Origin of the sequence: Veillonella parvula, assembly GCF_032575955.1 — a bacterium.
Taxonomy (GTDB): Bacteria; Bacillota; Negativicutes; order Veillonellales; family Veillonellaceae; genus Veillonella; species Veillonella parvula_J.
In genome coordinates this window covers 53,894-68,394 of sequence record NZ_JAWFXN010000003.1, presented here as the reverse complement: position 1 = coordinate 68,394, position 14,501 = coordinate 53,894, and the positions used below count along the sequence as shown (strand labels likewise).

The window sequence follows — 14,501 nt, the reverse complement described above, 5'->3', positions numbered from 1 at the left end:
AATTTGATGTTAGATTTAGTGGTAGGCACCATAACCACAGGCCTTTTATGGTCTTTGTTAGCGGTTGGTGTATTCATAACCTTCCGTGTATTAGATGTGGCTGACTTAACCGTGGAAGGCACGTTCCCAATGGGGGCAGCCATTTCTGCTATTTTAATTACAAGTGGTATGAATCCAATCCTTTCCATTTTACTTGCCGGTGTGGGTGGTATGATAGCCGGTGCTGTAACAGGTTGGATACATACAAAATTAAAAATTCCAGCATTATTGGCTGGTATTTTGACAATGATTGCACTGTACTCTGTAAACCTTCACATCATGGGCAAAGCTAATGTATCTTTGCTTCGAATGGATACAATTTATACGATTCTTGGTGGATTTTTCCATACGCCGAATATGTGGTCTGCAGCTATCGTAGGTATTATCGTTGCTGTAGTTGTATGTTTGCTCTTATTTTGGTTCTTCGGTACCGAAATTGGTACAGCCTTACGTGCTACAGGTGTTAACCCTCAAATGATTCGCGCTCAAGGCGTAAATACTGATAATATGATTGTTCTTGGTCTTTTGATTTCCAATGGCTTTGTTGGTATGTCTGGAGCTCTTATCGGTCAATTCCAAGGCTTTGCTGATGTAGGCATGGGTATTGGTACCATCGTTATTGGTTTGGCTTCTGTAATCATCGGTGAAGTAGTATTTGGTACGAAATCCTTCGTACGCAGTCTCATCGCTGTAGTACTTGGTTCTATAGTATATCGTATCGTTATTGCTGCCGTTCTCTACATGGGTATGCCACCAAATGATTTGAAATTATTCACTGCAATTCTTGTTGCCATAGCGCTTTCCCTACCTACATTGAAAGCAAAATGGTTGGCTCGTTAAGGAGGACACTATGTTAGAAGTAAAAAATATGGTAAAAACCTTCTTTAAGGGCACAATTAATGAAAAGACTGCATTACAAGGCATCAACCTTCGCCTAGAAGAAGGAGATTTCTGTACTGTAATCGGTGGTAATGGTGCTGGTAAAAGTACTTTACTAAACTCCATCGCCGGTGTATTCCCAGTAGATGAAGGCTCCATTACAATTAATGATATTGATGTAACAAAAATGCCAGAATACAAGCGTGCTAAATACATTGGCCGTGTATTCCAAGATCCTATGGTAGGTACTGCTGGTAATATGCAAATTGAAGAAAACTTGATTCTTGCTATGCGCCGTGGTAAAAGCTTAGGTCTTAAATGGGCTTTCAAAGATAGCGAACAAGCATTCTTTAAGGAACGCCTTGCATTATTAGGTTTAGGACTTGAAGAACGTTTATCTGCTCGTATGGGCCTACTATCTGGTGGTCAACGCCAATCTATTACATTATTAATGGCTACCATGCTTCGTCCAGAGCTTTTGCTATTGGATGAGCATACTGCGGCACTTGACCCTAAGACTGCAGAAAATGTATTGCAACTAACAGATAAACTTGTTGCAGAGCATAATCTAACAACTCTTATGATTACTCATAATATGCGTGATGCATTGCGCTTTGGTAATCGCCTCATCATGATGGACGCTGGTCGAATTATCTATGATGTAAAAGGAGAAGAAAAGAAACAATTAACTGTTGCGGACTTACTTCAAAAGTTTGAGGTAGCTGGTGAAAATGCACTGAGCGACCGCATGGTGCTAGGTGCTAAATAATAGAAGGAAGTTCTAATCTATCTTTTGTTCAATTACTGTATTTTTGCTTTACAAGATAGGGCAGATACTGTATACTAAATTAGGTCGTAAGACATATCGTAAGCGAAGTATTCGATTCTCCAACGGTTACTTAAGCTTATCGGGATTATAATTTTTTAGGAGGTAACATTAATGTTAACTACAGAAGCTAAATTAGCAGTAATTAAAGAATACGCTACTCATGAAGGTGACACTGGTTCTCCAGAAGTACAAGTTGCGATTTTAACAAGTCGTATTCAATACTTAACTGAGCACTTGAAAGAGCACAAAAAAGACCATCATTCCCGTCGTGGTTTGTTGAAATTGGTTGGTCAACGCCGTAACATGCTTGACTACCTTCGTCGTAAAGATATCGAACGTTATCGTTCTCTTATCGAACGCCTTGGTCTTCGTAAATAATAAAAAAAGCCGTCCTAAAGGACGGCTTTTTTATTTTGAATTGGCTATTTAGCTTTAATTGATATATAATTAGAAGGTATACATATAAGAAGATTTTTAGGAGGAATAGGAATGGAACAATTCCAAATGGACCTAGCTGGTCGTACGCTTACGATTGAGACTGGGGAACTTGCAAAACAAGCTGGCGGTGCCGTAATGGTTGGTTATGGCGATACTCGTGTACTCGTTACTGCTACAGGCTCTAAAGAGGCGAAGGATATTGACTTCTTCCCACTTACAGTAGACTATGAAGAAAAAATGTATGCTGTTGGTCGTTTACCAGGGGGGTTCATTAAACGTGAAGCACGTCCACCTGAGTCTGCGATTTTGAATAGCCGTTTGATTGACCGTCCTATTCGTCCATTATTTAATAAAGGTGTACGTAACGAAGTACACGTAGTAGCAACAGTTATGTCTGTGGACCAAGATTGTGATCCAGCCATTTGTGGTATGATTGGTGCTTCTGCGGCATTGTCTATTTCTGATGTTCCTTGGAATGGTCCTATTGCAGGCGTTCGTATGGGACGTATCAATGGTGAATTTGTTGTAAATCCAACGAAAGCACAATTAGAAGAAACAGATCTTAATATCGTTGTAGCTGGTACTAAAGATGCTATCCTCATGGTTGAAGGTGGCGCTGAAGAAGTACCGGAAGATATCATTCTTGAAGTTATCATGGCAGCTCACGAAGAAATCAAAAAAATCGTAGCATTCCAAGAAGATATGACTGCAAAAGTAGGTAAGGAAAAACGCGTATTTGAATGTAAAGATGTTCCTGCTGAAATTAGTGATGCAGTTCGTGCCTATGGTCATGATAAACTTGATGCTGCAGTTCGTTGTGCAGATAAACAACAACGTGATGCACAAGAAAATGAAGTACGTGCAGATGTATTAGCTCACTTTGAAGAGATCTACCCAGATAACTTGGCTGATGTAAATAAAGCATTTGATGCAATGACAAAAGAAATCGTGCGTCATATGATTACTGTTGAAAAAATCCGTCCAGATGGCCGTCAACTTGATGAAGTTCGTCCAATCTCTTGCCGTACAGGTGTATTACCACGTACACATGGCTCTGGCTTGTTTACACGTGGTCAAACTCAAGTGTTGAATGTCACAACAGTAGCGCCTTTATCCGAAAAACAAACCATCGATGGCCTTGGTGTTGAAACTGAAAAACGTTATATCCATCATTATAATTTCCCATCTTTCTCCGTAGGGGAAACTCGTTCTTCCCGTGGCCCTGGGCGTCGTGAAATTGGTCATGGTGCGTTGGCTGAACGCGCGTTGGTACCTGTGATTCCAAGTGAAGAGGATTTCCCATATGCTTTGCGTTTAGTATCTGAAGTATTGGAATCTAATGGTTCTAGCTCCATGGCTTCCGTATGTGGTTCTACATTATCTTTGATGGATGCTGGTGTACCTATTAAAGCGCCTGTAGCTGGTATCGCTATGGGTCTTGTAACTCAAGGGGAACACTATACAATTTTAACAGATATTCAAGGCATGGAAGATGCTCTCGGAGATATGGACTTTAAAGTTGCTGGTACAGCTAAAGGCGTAACAGCAATTCAAATGGATATCAAGATTTCTGGATTATCCCGTGAAATCCTTCAAGAAGCATTAGAACAAGCTCACAAAGGTCGTATGCATATCATGGGCATCATGCTTGATACAATTGCTGAACCACGTCAACAAATGTCCCAATACGCTCCACGTATTATTACAATGAAAATTGATCCTGATAAGATTCGTGACGTAATCGGTTCTGGCGGTAAAGTAATTCGCAGTATTATCGAAGAAACAGGCGCTAAAATTGACATAGAAGATGATGGTACAGTATTTATCGCCTCTGTAGAACAAGAAGGGGCTGCAAAAGCTCAAGAAATTATTACAAACCTTACTAAAGAGGTTGAAGTAGGTGAAGTATATCTTGGTAAAGTAACTCGTCTAATGGCTTTTGGCGCATTTGTAGAAGTATTACCAGGTAAGGAAGGTCTTGTACATATTTCTAAACTCGCGAAAGAACGCGTTGAAAATGTAGAAGACGTAGTAAGTGTAGGGGATGAAATCATGGTAAAAGTTATCGAAATCGATAAACAAGGACGTGTGAATTTGTCCCGTAAAGATTGTTTAAAATAAGAGGTGTTACATGGATATTCGCGGCTTTGAAGTAGTTTCTGCTTTTGAAGAACAAGATATCAACTTACCAACTCGTAAAACAACTGAAAGCGCAGGCTATGATATTGAATGTGCTGAAGCTGTTACATTAGAACCAGGACAAGTAGTGCTCGTTCCGACAGGTATTAAAGCTTTCATGGCGTACGACGAATACCTTGCCATTCACATCCGATCTAGCATGGCTATTAAACGCCATTTAGCACTTGTGAATAGCACAGGTATCATTGATAGTGATTACTACAACAATGAGGACAACGAAGGTCATATTATGATCGCTCTCTATAATTTTGGCAAAGAACCAGTTACCCTTGAAAAAGGCGAACGCGTTGCTCAAGGTATATTCTCTAAATACCTTATTACAAATGATGATGATGCTACAGGTATTCGTACAGGTGGTATCGGTAGCACTGGGACTATGTAAACTCAATACGATTCTGAATGGAATGGTAAAAGCCGCTCAACTAAAGTTGGGCGGCTTTTTACTATTGTCTTTAGACTGGTTCGCGACGTAGTCGCGAATCATAAAACCACCCGCTATACGGGGGCGGCAACGAAAGTTATATAAAAAAATCACCTTGCTTAAGTATAATGTAGGTGTTCAAGCCACATTATATGCAAAAGAAAGGTGATTTTATATGGTAACAAAAACACAGAGCCTTGCGCACACAAAATGGTTATGCAAATACCACATAGTATTTACACCTAAGTATAGATGTAAAGTTATATATAATCAATACAAAAATAGTTTAAGTGAAATACTGAGAAGTTTATGTGAATATAAGGGCGTCAAGATTATAGAGGGGGAGCTTATGGCGGATCATGTACACATGCTAGTATTAATCCCACCTAAAATAGCAGTTTCATCTTTTATAGGATATTTAAAAGGTAAAAGTGCATTAATGATGTTCGATAAACACGCAAACTTAAAGTATAAATTTGGAAATAGACACTTTTGGTCCGAGGGGTATTATATAAGTACAGTAGGTTTAAATGAAGCAATCGTAAAAAAATATATTCGTGAGTAAGATTTACATGACCAAATGAAAGATAAACTTAGTGTAAAAGAATATGAGCACCCTTTTAAGGGTAGCAAGTAATACATATCTTCTTTAAGGAGAATGTTACGAGTCAATGCCTATGCGGCTTAAACGTAATACTAGGCTAGCGCCTTTAGACGCTGGCCTAGTATTACGGGCTTATAGCCCGTGAGCAAACCACCAGTTTTATGGGTGGTTCTGATTTATTGTTTTTGCGTTAAAATACTGATATTATTAAGATAAATAATTGAGGAAAGGAGGATATAATATGAGTTTTACTCTTGAAGAATATAAGCTCGAGCTTAAAAATCAACGCATAATAGCAAGAGATACAATTCGTTGTTTAAAACGTGCTAAGAATGATAAATATAGCCAAGCTAGTTTGTCTATGATACGACGACTACAATATGGGTTAAGAGGGAATCGCTTATTACAACATGTATACTTAAGAGCTATTGCATCTTTAGCGTAATATGATATTTAATGTGATACTTTAAACCGTTCAACATAGTTGGACGGTTTTTTTGCGTATAAATTTACATATATCTTTTCGTATAATAATGTTAAAAATATTACTACAATAGTGAAATTAATTTTGTTTAATGAAAATGAGATGAAATGATGATATAATTGTAAAAAAATATTTTGTATGAATAGGGGTAATGATAGGAATATTATGGATTCGAAGATTAAGAAACAGCAACTTTATCAAGGTCAATTTGATTCAATAACTCATAATGATCGATTAAATAGATTTAATAGTCAACAAGGTCATGGATATGCTGCAGAGCAAGGAAATGATTTATGGGATCGAATGATAGGGAATGATGCAAAAATCTTAGGTGATGATAATGCTAAAAATGGCGCTGATAGATTAGTTAATGGTAAGCTAATTCAAACAAAGTATTGTCAAAGTGCCCGAGCATCCATTGATGCAGGATTTAAAAATGGTCAATATAGGTATCTTGATACAAATGGTAATCCAATGCAATTAGAAGTTCCTAGTGATCAATATGAAGAAGCTGTAAAAATTATGGCTAAAAAAATAGAAGATGGTAAAGTACCCAATTGTAATAATCCTAGTAAAGCAAAAGAGTTAGTACGCAAAGGGAATATAACGTTAGAGCAAGCCACTAATTTGGCTAAGGCTGGTACGATTGAATCTTTATCCTTTGATGCTATTAATGGTGTAGTAATAGGAACGAGTGCTGCTGGAATTTCTGCAACTATAACTTTTGCTCGTGCATTATGGAATGGTGAAGATCTTAATTCTGCTATTGATAATGCTGTATTTATAGGTATTCAAGCAGGAGGTAGTGCTTTTATAATATCTTTAGTTTCTGCACAACTTACTAAAACTAGTTTAAATACTTTATTCTTAGAGCCTTCTGTAGAGTTGGTAAAAGCATTACCAAGTGTTGTAAAATCTAATTTATTAGCTACCATGAGAAATGGTGCACCTATTTTTGGCTCTGCAGCTAGTAATAATTTAGCAAAATTATTAAGAGGAAATTTGATTGTTTCTGCTACTACTTCACTAGTTTTGTCTAGTCAAGATATTCTTAATTTTGTGACAGGTAAAATTTCAGGCAAACAATTATTTAAGGAAGTGACCACTATAGTTTCTGGTGTTGTTGGTACAACAGGGGGTGCAACAGGTGCTACGGCTTTAATTGGTGCTTTAGGGTTATCTTTAGGCCCAGTTGGGGCTGCCGTAACATCTATTGTTGGTGGAATTATAGGTGGTAGTCTGGGTACATCGATATCAAAAGAAATATTAGATAAATTTATTGAAGATGACTCTATCGCACTGGTAAGAATTATAAATAAAAGATTTTCTATATTAGCATTTGAGTATTTATTGAGTGAAGAAGAGATAGAGTTATCCTTAGAAGTTTTAAGAGGGTGTTTAATACAGAGAAAATTATTAGAAATGTTTGCTGCAAAAAATAAGGAATTATTTGCAGATGAACTTATACTTGAATGTATAAATTCTGTAATAATATGGAGAATAAAAGTTAGAATACCTAGTCAATCACAATTTGTAGATGGAGTAAGTAGGGTTATTACAGGACTAGAAAATAATACTTTTACTATATCTAGTACTTCCAGTATTAATTCACAAGAAATTGCAAAAAGATTATTAAATCATAATGTAAGTGATTTTGCTGCAAAAAAAGCTTGGTATGTTATCAAACAGTTTAATTCTATTGGAATACAGGAAGAAATTATCCTATGTAAAATAAAAGACGATGAGGTTATACATTCAAGGAATATAAGTATGATACAAAATCAATTGTATGATAGTAAGCAAAAATTTAATAGCTCAATAAAGTTTTATGAGGAAAAAAAGTGAAGAAATTTAATTTATATTTATGATTTAATCTTATATATTGGGGAGATAAGAATGAATAAATTAGACGTTATAAAAGATGATATTGTTACAATAGAAGATAAGAATTATTTTAATGATCAAATAGATATAATTATAAACCAACATAAAGATAATCGCCAAACGATTAATCGACTTGTTTTTGATAGTATAGCTTGTTTAACTGACGCGGATAGAGCTAGTAATACTTTAGCAAATAAAGGTTTCTTTAAACGTTTGATAGGCAACTTTACAGGTTCTAATAAAAAGCTAGAAATTGATATTCTTAATAATCGAGGTAAGGCACAGTATTTAGCACAACAAACACTACAAAAGTTAGCTGAACAGAATCTTCTATCTTTTGATTTAATATCAGCAGTAAATAATAAATTAAATAATCATATTGAAATGGTTAATAATGAATTTGAACAAATATATGAAGGACTAAATAAATTCTTTAGACTTTATCAAAGTAATCTATTACAAATTGAATTGAGATTAAATAATTTAGAGCGTAATGTTAATCTTTTAACATGGGCAAGTTCTATTGAATATCAAATGTTTAATGAGGTTCCTTATTTAGAATTAGATAAATTATCAAAGATAATTTGTATTACAAGAGATTTTTATGAAATAACTAAAGGCGATTGGTCTACATCAGAGTTATTAGTTTTAAAAAGTGTACTATCTCAACTATCACTTTCTCCTAGTGATGAAATTAATCTATGGGATTCAATTATGTCAATACAAGATAGAAATGAATTATATTATAAATTATTAGGTGATAGGGTAATTTGTATTTCTGATGAGATTACCGAAAGTGGATTAGTTGCTTTAGAAGCATTATATAAATTAAATAGATATTTTCATGAAGATAAATATGAAGTTTTATCTTGTATAGAATTACTTAGTTCTAGAAATATAGATTTTATATATAGAGATATAGCACAATCATTAACAAAGTCATATATTCATTTTAATGATAATTTTAAGATCGATAGTAATGTATCTATATTTAATTTTATATTAGAGATGCTGTTTAATTTAAATCAAGGTGAGGCATATATAATTTATGAAAACTCTCCGTCTACAATAGAATCTAATGATAATAAACTAATTGAACAATGCGTTGAGAATTTGAACATCATACAATATGAAAGTGTAAATAAGTATATGGAGTGTAAATATGATGATTCATTTATTTTATTGAAAGATGAATTTGATAAAGGTGACTATACTAATATTTTTTATTTAGCTGCATCCTATCTATATGGACGTGGTACGAATGTAGATTATGAGACTTGTTTTGATTTAATTGATACAGCTTTAGATAATAATAATGAAGTATATTTCTTATTAGGTAAACTATATTCTGAGGGATTAGGTTGTAATAGAAATAATATTAAAGGATTAGAATGTTATAGACAAGCAATAGAATTAGTGAAAAATCCATATGTAAAGGGAATGGCTTTTAATAATCTTGGTTTAATGTATCAAGCTGGAGACGGTGTAGATTTAAATATAGAAGAAGCAATTTCACTATTTGAGCAAGGTGTTGATTGTGATAATGCATTATCTGCATATAACTTAGGGATGATATATTTTAATGGAAATGGAGTAAATCAAAATTATGATTTAGCATTTAAATATTTTAAAATTGGAGCGGATAAAAATAACCCATTAGCTTTAAATATGCTAGGTTATATATATGAAAAAGGATTAGTAAAGAATGTAGCATATAAGAAAGCTATGGAATGTTATAAATGTGCTTATGAAAATGGATTAAAGTTAGGTGCTTATAACTATGCTCGATTTTTTGAAAATGGAGTAGCAGTTGAACAAAACTTTGATGTTGCATTTAAGTATTATTACGCCTCTTGGGATTCAACGAATCCAATGTCTTTGAATAAAATTCGAATGTGTTATTATAATGGTTTTGGTGTTGAGCAAAGTAAGGAGAAAGGGGATGAGATGCATTATTTAATGAATAATGTTGATGCTTGGAATAGACTTGATTATTATAGAAAAGGTTATTTTGATAATGCCTTATCAAGTAATTGGGAACTTGATGAGCCTAAAATATAATTGACAATTTAGTTTTATATAGGGGAACGATATGATTAGTAATAATATTGATAATATAAATAATATTGAAACTATTAAAGCCTATCGGGATTTTATAGGTCAAGAAAAGTCTAGACAAATCTTAGTTTTGAAAAACGAAAAACTAATATATCAAGGGAAATTTGATGTCATAATTACTTATAATTCTAATGTTTATACTATAACACTGAATTCTGATAACATGTATGATAAAAAGTTTTATAGTGTTTTTTCAAGCAAATATTCTAAGCTTTCATTTGATGGTAATTGTTTAAGGATTGATGGAGAAGATAAAGAAAATCAAAAGGTAATAACTCAAATATGTTGATTTCTATCCACTTTAGTATAACTGTGTAATTATTTATATAATATTGAGTTTGTCAGAGTATAAACATTATATTATTGATATAACTAAAGAGTATATTTTATAGCGTAAAATAATTTATAATACTTGGTGTATTGAATCTTCAATACCAAATAATAAATATGTGACTAGAAATATAATATATGTAGTGTTGCTAGTTTCGACTTTTACAATAGATAAATTGTAGAATATATTGCGACAAATAAAAAGACTCATATTGGAGAGCTCGTGTAAAATGTAAATAACCACAAATACATGACACGGAGGTCTCTAATATGAGTTATATACGTATTACTATAGAAAAACGAAGTCAAATAGTTAAGAAAAGAAGGGGACTCTGCGACTAAAGCGCAGCAGTTAGCAATTAGTAAGTCTGCTAATAAAGGCAGACCAATAAAGTTAACACCTCAATTAGCAGCTTTAATTGAATCTAGGTTACAACAAACATGGTCTCCAGAAGAAATAGTTGGTACTGAATTAGTTGGAGTTCTAAGCTTTAAGACAATATATTCTTGGATTCATCGTGGTTTTCTTGCTGTAACAGAAAAAGTACTTCGCCGGAAAGGCAAAAAGCCCAGCACACAAGAAAATCGTGGACGCTTCAATGTAAAAAGGACCATTAAGGAGCGACCTCAAGAAGTTGAAAAACGTGAAATTTTTGGCCATTGGGAACTAGATACAATAGTCTCTTCTAGAGGTCAAAGTAAAGGTTGTTTAGCTACATTTGTTGAACGTAAAACTCGATTCTATGTATCAATAAAAATGGATGACCGCACTATGGATTCTATGTTTTTAGCTATTAGTTCCCTGTACAATACATTAACCAGTAAATTACTTAAAACCTTTACGGTGGACCGTGGTAAGGAATTCGCTTGTTATGAACAGGTTGAAAACGAGTTAGGAATACCAATGTATTTTGCCGATGCCTATGCAGCCTGGCAACGAGGTTCTAATGAAAATAGTAATGGTTTACTTCGAGAATTTTTTCCTAAGAAAACCGACTTAGCTAAAGTTACACTAGATAAACTAACAGAAGCACTAATGTTAATTAATAATCGACCTAGGAAATGCCTTGGGTTTAAAACACCATTTGACATGTTTAAACATGAGATTGGAAAATTGATTTAATTTTGTCGCATTACTTATTGCAATTCATCATGTAGAAAAAAAATAACTGAAATTACTAAAAATCCCAACGTAGTTTATACAGTTTATTTGGGGATGTCAAAAAATGATGTGTATAATAATTTTAGTAACATTAAAGGGTGGAAAATAACCGAAAATAATAAAAATAGTTTCATTATAGAACGTTCTTATTCTTTATGGAGCTCAATAAAATATAATGGGCAAATGAAAGAAAGAGTTAGTATTTTTTTTGAAAATGATAATGTTATCTTTGTCCATGTAGATTTATTTACTGATAATTTAGAAAAAGCAAAAAGACTATATAATTTAGGATTAATAGGCTTCTCTAATAGCTTAGGACCCAAGGATCAAAGTTTTGATTTACCATATGTAAATCATTATTATGGTGTTAATTGGCTTAATAATAATCATTCGACAGTTTTAGCTTTCCTTACATTACCAGAAATAAATCAATATAATAAATTTGTACATAAAATTCATATTGCGCTTAGACGAAGAATAGATTTCGATTATACAATGACTGAGTATTATTTAAACTTATTGAATGAGTAAGAGTCAGTATAGAGAGTAATGTTTAGATTTTATCCTACTGTTTTAGTTAAAGTTTTTTTAGCGAAATTATGTGAAGTTGATTTATTTGATTGGTTGGTCGTAATGATTCAATGATATATATTGTTATGGAGATGGAATAAATTTTATTGATTCTATTTTTCCTGATGTCATTAAGTCGATTATTTGTATGGTTAAAAGATAGAAGTGTTATTAATGGATAGAAAAATATAGTTTTTTTATATTTAGCCACGAATTATAGGTGTGATTTGTGGCTTTTTCTATATCTACAATTCTTTTACATAATACTATATAATAATTATTATAGTTAGTAGAAAATTCGGGAGGCTTTATGAAACAGGAGTCAAAACAAAAAAAGAATGTAGGTACATCAGTTATGGGGAATGACATTGAGACTACACAAAATACTATGCACGTATTGGATGAGAATAAGGTTCTTAAAAAAAGTTATGAAGATGTAGTATATATTTCTCAACCTTTTGGGGCGACCTCGTTAAACACATTAGCAGCGCGAGCTTTGTTATTTGGATTAAATCCTGTATCTTTAAAAAAGGCGCGTGTCCTTGAGCTTGGATGTTCTTTTGGGGGAAATATTATTTCTCAAGCTTTATATTATCCTGAAGCGTCTTTTACGGGTATTGATTTATCGTCTTCCCAGATTAAGATGGGAAATGAACTGATTGCGTCGATGGGACTATCTAATATACATTTGCTTGAGAAGGATATTCTAGATATTGATGATTCATTCGGCACCTTTGACTATATTATTGTACATGGTATTTGGTCCTGGGTTCCGGATGTGGTAAAAGATAAAATTCTATCTATCTGTAATAAGAATTTATCCGACAATGGTGTAGCTTATGTATCGTATAATACGTATCCTGGATGGAAACGATTAGAGCAGTATCGAGAAATCATGCAATATGCAGAGCAAAAAGAGTTAGAGCTACCGTTGATGGAGCGGACTTTATATACGAAGAATATATTGAAGCTCGTAGCGGATACAATGGGATTAGATAATCGGATCAGTCAAAAAGCGAGTTATAAAATTGATAACATCCAAAATGTGTTGAGCTCTAACGATTATTATGTGGCTCATGAATATTTAGAGCCTTTTAATGATCCTGTATATGTACATGAATTTATAAAACGTGCCAATGACCAAGGTTGTGCCTATATAGGGGATGTATTTCTTTCACGATCTTTCATAAGTTGGTTACCGGAGGATATTCACGATAATATAGCTCAACTGGCAAATGATGATTATATTGCAAAAGAGCAATATTATGATTACATTTATGATACGCAGTTTAGAATGTCCCTGTTAACGAAAAATAAACATAGTAAAAAGATTGTTCGTAATGAACGAGTTAGTATAGATGTATTATCAAAATTATATTATTGCAGCGTTGTTAATACTGGTATTCCTTCTAATATGACGGATAGTATCCATATTGCTATTAAAGAGGTTATGGATCGAGGGGATATATTTACTGTTCAGGATATAGTAGATCATATACATAGAAAGTTGCCTGGTTATACTATCGAAATGGACAGAGTTTATTCTCGTTTACTATATTTGATTATTGTAGATAATCTCGATATGTATGCCGAACCATATGAAAGAGTTGCTTTCGAAGATAATAAGGTGTATATACCTCAACGTTTTATAGATTTTATTTCTACTATAGTAGAAAAAGAAGGCAGCTCCTATATTGGTATAGGAGACATGTACAATAAAGTACAACAAGATATAGATAATGGATTTCTCTTTGTAATAAAGCAAATGGTGGAGCCTACAACAAGAGAAAAGATTCTTGCTATTATGGATGACAATATCACAGTTCAGCGTCATACGCGGGATAATATTGATTTTATTGTTCCTAATAAAGTGTATTTAGAGGAAATTTTACAACGTATAAGAATGCTCGGGTTTTTACATAAAATAAAAGATTAGAGGTATATATGGCAATTAGTAAGGAAATTCAGAAATCCAGTGAAATGAAATTTAACGGTAAGTTGATTCAAGTTACCTATGATATAGCCGATGTGAACGGAAAGGATGCATGGCGTGAGGTTGTGCATCATCCGGGTGCTACAGCGATTGTGGCAGTAACAGAGGATAATAAGATTGTTATGGAACGTCAATTTAGATATGCTTTGCAACAGACGCTACTGGAGGTACCAGCAGGAAAATTGGATCCAAATGAAGAACCGATTGTTTGTGCTAAACGGGAGCTTGCTGAGGAAACCGGCTATCGTGCAGCTCAATGGATTTCGTTAGGTACAATTGCTACGAGTCCTGGTTTCTGCAATGAAGTATTACATTTATATCTTGCGAAGGACCTTACCATGGGGGAAACCAATTGGGATCCTGATGAATATGTGGAGCTAGAATACTACACATTGCCAGAACTATTGGAAGCTATCAAGAATGAGGCTATTAAGGATAGCAAATCTTTGGCGGCCCTCATGCTTGCTATGCCATATCTTAAATAATTTTTAGAAATATTATCTCTCAATATAATATGTATTTTATTAATTCATATTGATGATTTTAACTGT

12 protein-coding genes and 2 pseudogenes are annotated in these 14,501 nt (G+C 33.6%); all 14 read left to right on the top strand.

The window, feature by feature from the left end:
* Window positions 1–6 precede the first annotated feature (6 nt).
* Window positions 7–879 carry an ABC transporter permease gene (locus E7L28_RS04490; RefSeq protein WP_004697183.1) on the top strand — a complete coding sequence of 291 codons (873 nt, stop codon included), beginning with the start codon at window positions 7–9 and terminating at the stop codon, window positions 877–879.
* A gap of 10 nt (window positions 880–889) precedes the next feature.
* Entirely contained in the window at window positions 890–1,687 is a 798-nt protein-coding gene (locus E7L28_RS04485) for an ABC transporter ATP-binding protein (RefSeq protein ID WP_004692990.1), read from the top strand.
* A 171-nt stretch (window positions 1,688–1,858) separates the two neighbouring features.
* On the top strand, window positions 1,859–2,125 hold the full coding sequence (gene rpsO / locus E7L28_RS04480; RefSeq protein WP_004692991.1) for a 30S ribosomal protein S15: 267 nt from the start codon (window positions 1,859–1,861) through the stop codon (window positions 2,123–2,125).
* Between the two features lie 111 nt (window positions 2,126–2,236).
* Complete coding sequence (locus tag E7L28_RS04475; protein WP_315306755.1) at window positions 2,237–4,306, top strand: polyribonucleotide nucleotidyltransferase; 2,070 nt, start codon at window positions 2,237–2,239, stop codon at window positions 4,304–4,306.
* 10 nt (window positions 4,307–4,316) lie between these two features.
* Window positions 4,317–4,766, top strand: coding sequence for a dUTP diphosphatase (gene dut / locus E7L28_RS04470; RefSeq protein WP_101928199.1), 450 nt, complete (start codon window positions 4,317–4,319; stop codon window positions 4,764–4,766).
* 214 nt (window positions 4,767–4,980) lie between these two features.
* Window positions 4,981–5,442, top strand: a pseudogene (gene tnpA, locus E7L28_RS04465) (IS200/IS605 family transposase).
* A gap of 208 nt (window positions 5,443–5,650) precedes the next feature.
* Window positions 5,651–5,854 (top strand): hypothetical protein, encoded by a 204-nt coding sequence (locus E7L28_RS04460; RefSeq protein ID WP_101928200.1) that lies wholly within the window; start codon window positions 5,651–5,653, stop codon window positions 5,852–5,854.
* 204 nt (window positions 5,855–6,058) lie between these two features.
* On the top strand, window positions 6,059–7,738 hold the full coding sequence (locus tag E7L28_RS04455) for a hypothetical protein (RefSeq protein WP_316691896.1): 1,680 nt from the start codon (window positions 6,059–6,061) through the stop codon (window positions 7,736–7,738).
* A 51-nt stretch (window positions 7,739–7,789) separates the two neighbouring features.
* Window positions 7,790–9,838, top strand: coding sequence for a tetratricopeptide repeat protein (locus tag E7L28_RS04450; RefSeq protein WP_101928202.1), 2,049 nt, complete (start codon window positions 7,790–7,792; stop codon window positions 9,836–9,838).
* Window positions 9,839–9,869: 31 nt separating this feature from the next.
* Entirely contained in the window at window positions 9,870–10,184 is a 315-nt protein-coding gene (locus E7L28_RS04445; RefSeq protein WP_101928203.1) for a hypothetical protein, read from the top strand.
* 357 nt (window positions 10,185–10,541) lie between these two features.
* Window positions 10,542–11,348, top strand: a pseudogene (locus E7L28_RS04440) (IS30 family transposase); the annotation flags it as partial.
* Window positions 11,349–11,441: 93 nt separating this feature from the next.
* Complete coding sequence (locus E7L28_RS04435) at window positions 11,442–11,918, top strand: hypothetical protein (RefSeq protein ID WP_287550491.1); 477 nt, start codon at window positions 11,442–11,444, stop codon at window positions 11,916–11,918.
* Window positions 11,919–12,267: 349 nt separating this feature from the next.
* Window positions 12,268–13,893, top strand: coding sequence for a class I SAM-dependent methyltransferase (locus E7L28_RS04430; RefSeq protein WP_279007718.1), 1,626 nt, complete (start codon window positions 12,268–12,270; stop codon window positions 13,891–13,893).
* An 8-nt stretch (window positions 13,894–13,901) separates the two neighbouring features.
* Window positions 13,902–14,435 (top strand): NUDIX hydrolase, encoded by a 534-nt coding sequence (locus E7L28_RS04425; protein WP_024061770.1) that lies wholly within the window; start codon window positions 13,902–13,904, stop codon window positions 14,433–14,435.
* Window positions 14,436–14,501: the final 66 nt, after the last annotated feature.

Bases quoted from the DNA above. Each gene is read 5' to 3' on its own strand.
- E7L28_RS04490 (WP_004697183.1), top strand. From the start codon at position 7: ATGTTAGATTTAGTGGTAGGCACCATAACCACAGGCCTTTTATGGTCT.
- E7L28_RS04485 (WP_004692990.1), top strand. From the start codon at position 890: ATGTTAGAAGTAAAAAATATGGTAAAAACCTTCTTTAAGGGCACAATT.
- rpsO (WP_004692991.1), top strand. From the start codon at position 1,859: ATGTTAACTACAGAAGCTAAATTAGCAGTAATTAAAGAATACGCTACT.
- E7L28_RS04475 (WP_315306755.1), top strand. From the start codon at position 2,237: ATGGAACAATTCCAAATGGACCTAGCTGGTCGTACGCTTACGATTGAG.
- dut (WP_101928199.1), top strand. From the start codon at position 4,317: ATGGATATTCGCGGCTTTGAAGTAGTTTCTGCTTTTGAAGAACAAGAT.
- E7L28_RS04460 (WP_101928200.1), top strand. From the start codon at position 5,651: ATGAGTTTTACTCTTGAAGAATATAAGCTCGAGCTTAAAAATCAACGC.
- E7L28_RS04455 (WP_316691896.1), top strand. From the start codon at position 6,059: ATGGATTCGAAGATTAAGAAACAGCAACTTTATCAAGGTCAATTTGAT.
- E7L28_RS04450 (WP_101928202.1), top strand. From the start codon at position 7,790: ATGAATAAATTAGACGTTATAAAAGATGATATTGTTACAATAGAAGAT.
- E7L28_RS04445 (WP_101928203.1), top strand. From the start codon at position 9,870: ATGATTAGTAATAATATTGATAATATAAATAATATTGAAACTATTAAA.
- E7L28_RS04435 (WP_287550491.1), top strand. From the start codon at position 11,442: ATGTCAAAAAATGATGTGTATAATAATTTTAGTAACATTAAAGGGTGG.
- E7L28_RS04430 (WP_279007718.1), top strand. From the start codon at position 12,268: ATGAAACAGGAGTCAAAACAAAAAAAGAATGTAGGTACATCAGTTATG.
- E7L28_RS04425 (WP_024061770.1), top strand. From the start codon at position 13,902: ATGGCAATTAGTAAGGAAATTCAGAAATCCAGTGAAATGAAATTTAAC.